Below are 8,307 nucleotides of genomic sequence, written 5' to 3'. Positions count from 1 at the left end.
GTACAGCGCTGACCGGAATAAGAAAATGCTCCGCTTATAATATGTTTTGCTGCTTCTTGTAAATCTGCATCTTCACATACAATACCCGGGTCTTTTCCTCCAAGTTCTAGTACAAGAGGAATCATGCCTGCCTTTTTAGCTAATTGAGTACCCGTATTTGTTCCCCCGGTAAATGAAATCATGTTAATACCTTTATGTTCAACTAAATAATCCCCAATAACAGATCCGCGGCCCGTTACGACGTTTACAAGACCTTGTGGAATACCTGCTTGATGAAGAGCTTCAATCATCTTAATACCGCTGATCGCTCCTTGCGTTGCAGGTTTGAAGATAACTGCATTTCCTGAAATAAGCGCAGGCGCCAGTTTAGCAGCTGCTAAATTTACCGGATAATTAAAAGGAGGAATTGCGAGTACAACCCCTAAAGGTACGCGTTCAACAATAGCAACTTTAGACTTAGAACCGCCAGGAAAACTATCTCCCTTCATGCTTTCTCCGTTCATATGAAGGGCTTCTTCAACTGTATAGCGAATGAAATCTGCTGTGCGCACTACTTCATTCCTTGCATCTTTTAAGCTTTTTCCAACTTCTTTCATAATAATTTCGGCAATTTCACTCTGCATTTTTACCAGCTCATCCGCCCAGTTGTATAAATACTTGGCACGTTCTTGCAGAGAAATTTCTGTCCACCCTTTCTGAGCTTTTTGCGCGGCATGTACTGCTTCATCGACCTCTTCTTTTGTGATAGCCTGCACTTTTCCAATCACGTCATGACGGTATGGAGAAACAATGTCAATTGTCTGCCCTGATTTACTTTCTTTCCACTCACCGTTAAGATAAAAAGAATAAGTTGATACATTTAATACCGTTGTTGTCATAAAAAGTCCCCCTTAATAAAAGTGAAATTATTATCAAAATTTTCAGTCTTTTTTACGAATGAAAAATCTGTGAATATCTGAGCAAAAAGAATTCTAGATACATCCATTTCTATAACTTTTTATATCGCTTGTAACTTCCTTAAACTTGTTGCCTTTAAAGCAGCAGCTTTTCTCTTTTCGACTCAAAACCAAAGCATCATATAATTTAATGAATATTTTGTATTTTTAATATATATAAATTTCTTTCATTCGTACAATACAAAAAAGTTATCTCAACGATTAATAATGTTAATGATTTATGTCCCCCATACAAAAAAAATTTATGGCTTCCTACTTTTTTAGGGAAAATGGGAGTTTTAAGTTCCCTTGATTATATTTATTTTGAGGGAGATATTGAGGAGATGCACTACTCTTTTTGTTCTATGTGTTGAGAAAATAAAATAAGGGTATATAATAAATATAGGAAAATGAAGATAAAAGTAGAATATATATTCTAAAGGGAGGGATTTATTGTGATTGTTACTTTAGGTTTTGCGGCATCAATTATTGCTTTGTTTATGCTTTTTACTAATCGGACGTCCAATATCCCGGAAGAAATAATCCATGAAACCACAAATGTTAATAAAGAAGAGCAGTATATGTATTATATATAAAGCGTCTTAACAGACGCTTTTTTTGTTGCGCTTTTTACAAAGTCTATAGCGGTTAAAAACGGCCCTCACCTATCATTTATCTTTATTTGTCAGTACCTGATAGCCATAAATAGTTAAACAGAAACTAATAAATGAAGAAAAGATATGTTTTGGTTTAAAGTTAACTAACTTAAATAAGTCCAATCTTATGTTAACATGCCTAAATGTAATCGGATTATGCCTATGTCCGCAAAACAGAGTAAGCTCTGTTACTCCGTGAGTTATTTACAACCGGTGGAACAATCACAATTAAGACAGAGCACAGCTTCCAGCAAAACGTTTAAGAGCTAATTCTTTTTAAATGAAAATATCTGAATTCAAAATACGACAGACTTCGACACTATCTATTTGTTACTATATTTTTTAGGTTCTATTTTTAGATTGGAACCATTTTTACATAAATAATTCAATAATTTAAGCCTTTAAAATGACGTGGCAAGCGGAGGAAACTTAATGTGTTTCAAATGTAGACTACTGCTGATAAAGATAGAATTTATACGAAAAATGATGATGATGATTGCCCTAGAAGAAGGATTTACAAGTAGTAATACGATTAAAATCAGTCAGGATCTCGATGTATTGTTAAATCGGTTTGAAGCTACTTGTTAAAAAATGTTCGTTGATAACAGAAAAAGGATCTTTCGATAAGATCCTTTTTTGCTGTTGGTAGACAATTATTTGTTTCAAAAAAATGAAGGCTGATGTTATTTAGCAGTACATCTTGATCGCGCGTTCATACTCTATTTAATCATTCTGTGCTTCAAAAAAGTCCCACATCATTTTTGAAGCATTAGGACCTTTTGAATCAGTATCTGATCCATTGTCGTTTCCTCCTGACCATGCATGCCCCATATCCTCTACCATAATTTTTTTCATCCAGATTTTTTTTTCTGCATCTATGTAGTCAGACATTATGTAGCTATAATGATTTTCGTTGTCTTGTGACGTATAAAAAGCAGCATTTTCATGTAGGTTTATACCGAAATTCTTATATGTATAAATCCACTGCTGAATTAATGTAGACGCATTAATTGKGTTGACTGTTGTATCTGATTGACCGTGAAACGTAATGATGGGAACAGGCCGTGCATAAGGTCCCATTTTTTTATAAGCTTCATCACCGTCAAGTTCAGGATTTAGAGATCCATATAGCATGACTTCTCCAGCTGTGATGAGATCTACAGCATAAGCATTACTGCCTGCTGAATGAATGCCTACCGCTTTAAATACATCAGGATAAGCAATAGCCATCACATTTGCCATAAAGCCTCCAGCTGACATACCAGCAAGGTATATATTAGTAGAATCAATCGCATATTTAGCGGTTATGTGATCAATCATATCTTTTATTATGTCTGGCTCTCCATTGCCGCGAAACTGGTTATACTCATAAAACCAATTCCAGCACCCGTTGGAATTAGCAAAGTAATTCATCTGAGGATAAAGAACAATAAAGCCTTTTTCTTCCGCTAGCTTATTCATTTCCGTACCCGCAGCAAAATCATCTGCATCTTGTTGACATCCATGAAGCATAACGATTAATGGTACTTTACTTAACCCAGTATATGTACTTGGAACATATACCTTGTAGGTAAAGTAATCATCATAATTATACTCTTTCCAAATAGGACGAAAGAACGCACTCTGTAATTCTATTAAAAACGTTGAAGCGCTTAAAACTGGATTCATAAAAAAGGAACATAAAGTATTCACGAAGTTTACCCTCTCTCTATTTCTGATGTATACTCTCTATTTCGTTATATCACAAAATAATCCTTTTATTATGGCGCTGATCTTTTTTATATGCCTGTAATTATTTTCCTCTTCATGCTTTAGTCGTACAAATTCATAATGCAAAACTATAGAAAAAAGAATTCTATAGCAAGAACAGTCACTTAGTACGTTTAATACATGTATACGCGCGGAATACTAGAAAAGGACTGGCTATAAAAGCCCGTCCTTTTTTATGTTATCAAACGATTATTTATTTAACCAAAATTAAAAACTGATATTATTTGGCGGTACATTGTCTCCTTTGTCCTCTTTCTTGAGCTCAGATTCTATATATGAATCTTTAGAGGATTCTCCCATACGCCAATAAACAAGAAAGCTGATGGCAATACACCCTGCTACATAGAAAAAGAAAATTGATTCATGGCCAATACTTTTTAGCCATAGGGCGATAAATTCTGCTGTGCCTCCAAATATGGCAACTGTAAGTCCATACGGTAATCCTACACCAAGAGCTCGAATTTCTGTTGGGAAAAGCTCAGCTTTTACAATAGCGTTAATAGATGTATAGCCTGTTACAATGATAAGTCCAACTGTCATTAATAAAAAAGCCATGACTGGGTTATGTGCTTGTTTCATAAAAAGAAACAGCGGTACAGTCAATAATGTTCCTAAAATACCAAAGCTCATTAACAGCGGTCTGCGTCCAATTTTATCTGATAGCATACCTGCTATTGGCTGAATGACAACAAATACAAGMAGTGCACAGAAGTTAATCCAGCTTACGACCCCTTTATCTAGTCCTACACTGTTTACCATAAATTTTTGCAAATATGTTGTATACGTATAAAAAGCGACCGTTCCTCCTAATGTTAAGCCAATAACGGTCAACACTGCTTTAGGATGCTTCATAAGTGCTTTAATAGTTCCGGCATTTTCACGGCTTTCAGCGTCCATTTTAGAAAATTGCTCTGACTCATCCATTGTACGGCGCAGCCATAAAACGCTTAGCGCTCCGATGGCTCCAATGACAAAGGGAATACGCCAGCCCCATGAAATCATATCTGCTTCACTAAGAACGTTTTGCAGAATAATTTGAACACCTAATGCTACCAGCTGACCAGCAACAAGCGTCACATACTGAAAGCTTGAATAAAATCCTCTTCGCCCGCTGCTTGCCATTTCAGAAAGGTAAGTTGCAGAAGTTCCGTATTCTCCTCCTAAGGAGATTCCTTGCAGCAAACGCGCTAGTACTAGAATAATAGGAGATAATAACCCTATTGTGCCATAGCTAGGAGTACAGGCGATAATAAAAGAACCGCTCGCCATAATGGTAATAGATAAGGTAAGCGCAGCCCGACGACCATATCGATCCGCATAGCGTCCCATTAATAAACTTCCGATTGGACGCATTAAGAAACCGACGGCAAAGATTGCCGCTGTGTTAAGGAGCTGACTTGTTGAATCACCTTCCGGGAAGAATTGCGATGAAAAATAGACGGCAAAAGCAGAGTAAACGTACCAATCGTACCATTCAATTAAATTCCCAACAGATCCTTTAAAAATATTACTTGTAACACGCCTGTTGTTTGTAGCTTCACTGGTATGAGCCATGAGTGATCCCTCTTTTCTTTGAGTGCTTAATGTTGGTTCTCCTGTAACATGAAGTAGCAAGTAATTTACCAGCAAATCTTTTTAAACAGCTAGATTGTATTGCTTTCTATAAAACMTGTTCAACCAATTACTTATATAATGAGAGCGCTTAAAAAAGGTTGGATAATTCATTTCAGTATCATCTATAGATAATAAAATAAGTGGTTTTAAAAGCGGCGGCTGTCTATTACATATGTAGTGTTAATCCTCCCTTCCATTTATATATTGTACTATTGATTTATTAGAAAATATAATATTTTCTAATTATTTATACAAAAATTTTACAAAGTTCGGCTTTCTAATTTATATGACAAACAGAAAAAAAGCCATGTTCTTTAAATGAGAACATGGTTAAGAAAATACTCTTATCAACTTGTGAGTGTAAGCTGCTTACATTTACATAATATGTAGAATAAACATAACTTGTACTAAGCTCTAACCTAAATTTAAGATAATTATCGAATTTTAATCTTATCTCTTATTATATATACAGCCATGGATGCTCTATAATTTTGTTGCATTGGCGACCTTAATTTGGCTCATTTAATTTTAAATTCACATAAAAAGCGTTCTATCCCGAGATATTTTTCACCTAAGCTTGTTGTTTGGAAACCAAACTATATAAAATAATGAATGAGAAGAAATACGCCGAGAACTGGAGCCGCAGCTAACATAAGGTTTATAGAATTTCTAATTCTCCACTTCTTGTCCGTTTTTGATTCCGTGGCCAGATTGGCTCTCATTCGATCACCGCTTACAGCTGCTCCAGATATAATAATGGCTAGCCCTACTAGTATAATGAACGCTACAAAAAATACTGTTTCTGAATTTACGTTTGCTATTGTACATCCTAATAAAAGAATAAAAGATAAAATGAACCCGCCAATAATTGATTTAATCATTTTTGTCTTCCTCCTAGCCTTTTTATAAATTTTCCACATATTAACTATATAATATCATTTTTTCTATATTTTTACTTTTATTTTGTTGTTTTAACAGATAAAAAGACAGTAATTAAGGGAACTAAAAAAGCGAAACGCTCATGTCTGAGTACGTTTCGCTCAAGGGAACTACATTTTAACTATCTTTTGTGATGTCTGCTAAACTTAATCGAATTACTTTTGATAAGTCACTTAACGTTAACTGTATTTGGTGACCTACACGTCCACCTGAAAAGTAAATCGTTTCACAGTTTTCTGCTGTAGAGTCAATGAAGGTTTCGAACTGCTTTTTCATTCCGATAGGAGAACACCCGCCGTGAACATATCCTGTAAGAGGTAACAGCTCTCTTTGAGGAATCATTTCTAAGGACTTTTCACCAGCCGCTTTTGCCGCTTTCTTTAAATCAAGCTCCTTTTCAACCGGTACCATGAAGACATAATGTTCTTTTGATTTCCCTACGGTCACCAGTGTCTTAAAGACTTTAGCAAGATCCTCTCCGAGCGAAGTAGCTACCTGTACCCCACTCAGCTTTTTAGTGTCATAAGAATAATAGTTGTACACAATTTTTTTCTGATCCAAAATTCGCATGACATTCGTTTTATCTGCTTTTTTACCCATAATTATCACCGATACCATCATAACACGTTTTGTTTTCATATCTCCATATATTAGGATAGATAGGTTAGTAAGGATTATTTATATCTTTTATATAAAAATGAATCTAATACGCTGAATAATGACTTTTCACCACCCTTTAAATCCGCTATTTTCACACAAAAAAGCCACTATAGGCACTAGTGACTTTTTCCATTTCTATCTATTCGATTGTGCTGCTGCATCAATACGTTTGTTTTCTCTATCGCTACAGCTTTTCACCTTAACTATAAAGATGACATTTTACTTTATGCTTGTTGTCAATCACTGTATCTTCAGGTGTTTCTTTCATGCAGCGGTCAAATGCGAACGGGCATCTTTTATGAAACGCACAGCCTGAAGGTGGATTAAGAGGCGAAGGAATTTCACCTTTAACCTCAATTTTTTCGCGTTTTTCATGTTCGTGAATTGCCGGGACAGATGACAAAAGAAGTTTTGTGTAAGGATGACGAGGATTTGAAAAAATCTCATCTGTTGGCCCTTCTTCTACTAATCTTCCTAAATACATCACACCAACGCGGTCTGCAATATGTCTTACGACGCTTAAATCGTGGGAGATAAAAAGATATGAAAGCTTCATTTCTCTTTGCAAACTGCGCAGTAAGTTTAAGATTTGTGCTTGAATGGATACGTCCAGTGCTGAAACCGGCTCATCACAAATGATAAGCTTGGGGTTTAAAATCAATGAACGCGCAATGCCTATGCGCTGGCGCTGACCTCCTGAAAATTCGTGCGGATAGCGGTTGTAATCTTCTTCGTTAAATCCAAGCTTTTTTAATAACTCAATGACAAGCTGCTTTCGTTCGCTTTTTGCGCCTACATTATGAATTGTTAATGTTTCTTGAATGGAAGCACCAATCTTTTTTCTTGGATTAAGGGAAGTATGTGGATCTTGGAAAATCATTTGTAAATCTTTACGAATTGTTCGTAAGCGTGATGCTTTAGATTCGAAAATACTTTCTCCATTAAACTGTGCTTCTCCGCCCGTTGGTTCTACTAATTTTAAAAGCGTGCGCCCCGCTGTACTTTTCCCGCAGCCAGATTCACCTACTAATCCGTACGTTTCGCCTTCATAAATATCAAAGGATAAATCTTGAACTGCTTTGATTTGGCCTTTTGCTTTCCCTAAAGCAGAACGAACCGGATAATATTTTTGCAGGTTGCGAACTTCAAGCAAGGGCTTGGCGCTTTGCTGCTTTGCTTCACTAGACATACGCAACCTCTCCTTCTTGAATTTTTTCATAGTGCCAGCACCGAATGCGATGCGTATCATCGGCATGCTCTAAAACAGGTACTTCTTTATGGCATTTTTCCGTTGCAAACGGGCATCTTGGTGCAAAACGACAGCCGTCTGGCACGTTTGAAAGCGGCGGAACCGTTCCCGGAATGGACGAAAGCTCTTGTGTTCTGTCGCCATCTAAGTGAGGAACCGACTTAATTAGGCCCATTGTATAAGGATGAAGCGGCTTTGAAAACAGCGTTTTAACGTCCGTTTCTTCCATCACTTGTCCTAAATACATCACGGCTACTTTTGTACAAATATTAGCTACAACGCCTAAATCATGGGTAATGAAAAGCACGCCCATGTTGAGCTTGTCTTTTAAATCCATCATGAGGTCAAGAATTTGCGCTTGAATGGTTACGTCTAAAGCTGTTGTTGGCTCATCGGCAATAAGAAGCTTTGGCTCACAGGCTAAAGCCATCGCAATCATAATGCGCTGCCTCATTCCACCGGAAATTTCATGCGGATACTCTTT

At 36.5% G+C, this 8,307-nt stretch carries 9 protein-coding genes; 2 read left to right on the top strand and 7 right to left on the bottom strand.

All coding sequences use genetic code 11. The annotated features are described in order from the left end of the window. Positions 1–878 (bottom strand): aldehyde dehydrogenase family protein (locus tag AC1DRF_RS11970; protein ID WP_477740811.1); only part of this gene is annotated, 878 nt, incomplete at its 3' end. 512 nt (positions 879–1,390) lie between these two features. Between AC1DRF_RS11970 and AC1DRF_RS11965 the strand changes: the two genes are divergently transcribed. Continuing rightward, positions 1,391–1,531, top strand: coding sequence for a hypothetical protein (locus tag AC1DRF_RS11965; RefSeq protein WP_013082747.1), 141 nt, complete (start codon positions 1,391–1,393; stop codon positions 1,529–1,531). A gap of 492 nt (positions 1,532–2,023) precedes the next feature. Next, positions 2,024–2,179: an aspartyl-phosphate phosphatase Spo0E family protein gene (locus AC1DRF_RS11960; RefSeq protein WP_016763750.1), complete on the top strand. Its 156-nt coding sequence runs from the start codon at positions 2,024–2,026 to the stop codon at positions 2,177–2,179. A 135-nt stretch (positions 2,180–2,314) separates the two neighbouring features. Here AC1DRF_RS11960 and AC1DRF_RS11955 read toward each other — a convergent pair whose 3' ends face one another. The 6 genes from AC1DRF_RS11955 to AC1DRF_RS11930 form a co-directional block, all read right to left on the bottom strand. Next, positions 2,315–3,283 (bottom strand): extracellular catalytic domain type 1 short-chain-length polyhydroxyalkanoate depolymerase, encoded by a 969-nt coding sequence (locus AC1DRF_RS11955; protein ID WP_477740810.1) that lies wholly within the window; start codon positions 3,281–3,283, stop codon positions 2,315–2,317. A 285-nt stretch (positions 3,284–3,568) separates the two neighbouring features. Further along, positions 3,569–4,915 (bottom strand): MFS transporter, encoded by a 1,347-nt coding sequence (locus AC1DRF_RS11950; RefSeq protein WP_427076314.1) that lies wholly within the window; start codon positions 4,913–4,915, stop codon positions 3,569–3,571. 656 nt (positions 4,916–5,571) lie between these two features. Further along, positions 5,572–5,856 (bottom strand): DUF5316 family protein, encoded by a 285-nt coding sequence (locus AC1DRF_RS11945; protein ID WP_043981900.1) that lies wholly within the window; start codon positions 5,854–5,856, stop codon positions 5,572–5,574. A 175-nt stretch (positions 5,857–6,031) separates the two neighbouring features. Continuing rightward, positions 6,032–6,514: a Cys-tRNA(Pro) deacylase gene (ybaK, locus tag AC1DRF_RS11940; protein ID WP_043982614.1), complete on the bottom strand. Its 483-nt coding sequence runs from the start codon at positions 6,512–6,514 to the stop codon at positions 6,032–6,034. A 259-nt stretch (positions 6,515–6,773) separates the two neighbouring features. Then, the gene (locus AC1DRF_RS11935; RefSeq protein ID WP_043981897.1) at positions 6,774–7,763 is read right to left on the bottom strand and encodes an ABC transporter ATP-binding protein; all 990 of its coding nucleotides are present in this window, start codon (positions 7,761–7,763) and stop codon (positions 6,774–6,776) included. Continuing rightward, positions 7,756–8,307: ABC transporter ATP-binding protein (locus AC1DRF_RS11930; protein WP_477740809.1), on the bottom strand; the 552-nt coding region annotated here is incomplete at its 5' end. The genes AC1DRF_RS11935 and AC1DRF_RS11930, both read right to left, overlap by 8 nt.

It is taken from the genome of Priestia sp. P5_B4 (assembly GCF_056400385.1).
The sequence above is the reverse complement of the archived record's forward strand: the minus strand, read 5'-3'. Positions and strand labels throughout refer to the sequence as shown.

Bases quoted from the DNA above. Each gene is read 5' to 3' on its own strand.
- AC1DRF_RS11960 (WP_016763750.1), top strand. From the start codon at position 2,024: ATGTGTTTCAAATGTAGACTACTGCTGATAAAGATAGAATTTATACGA.
- AC1DRF_RS11945 (WP_043981900.1), bottom strand. From the start codon at position 5,856: ATGATTAAATCAATTATTGGCGGGTTCATTTTATCTTTTATTCTTTTA.
- ybaK (WP_043982614.1), bottom strand. From the start codon at position 6,514: ATGGGTAAAAAAGCAGATAAAACGAATGTCATGCGAATTTTGGATCAG.
- AC1DRF_RS11935 (WP_043981897.1), bottom strand. From the start codon at position 7,763: ATGTCTAGTGAAGCAAAGCAGCAAAGCGCCAAGCCCTTGCTTGAAGTT.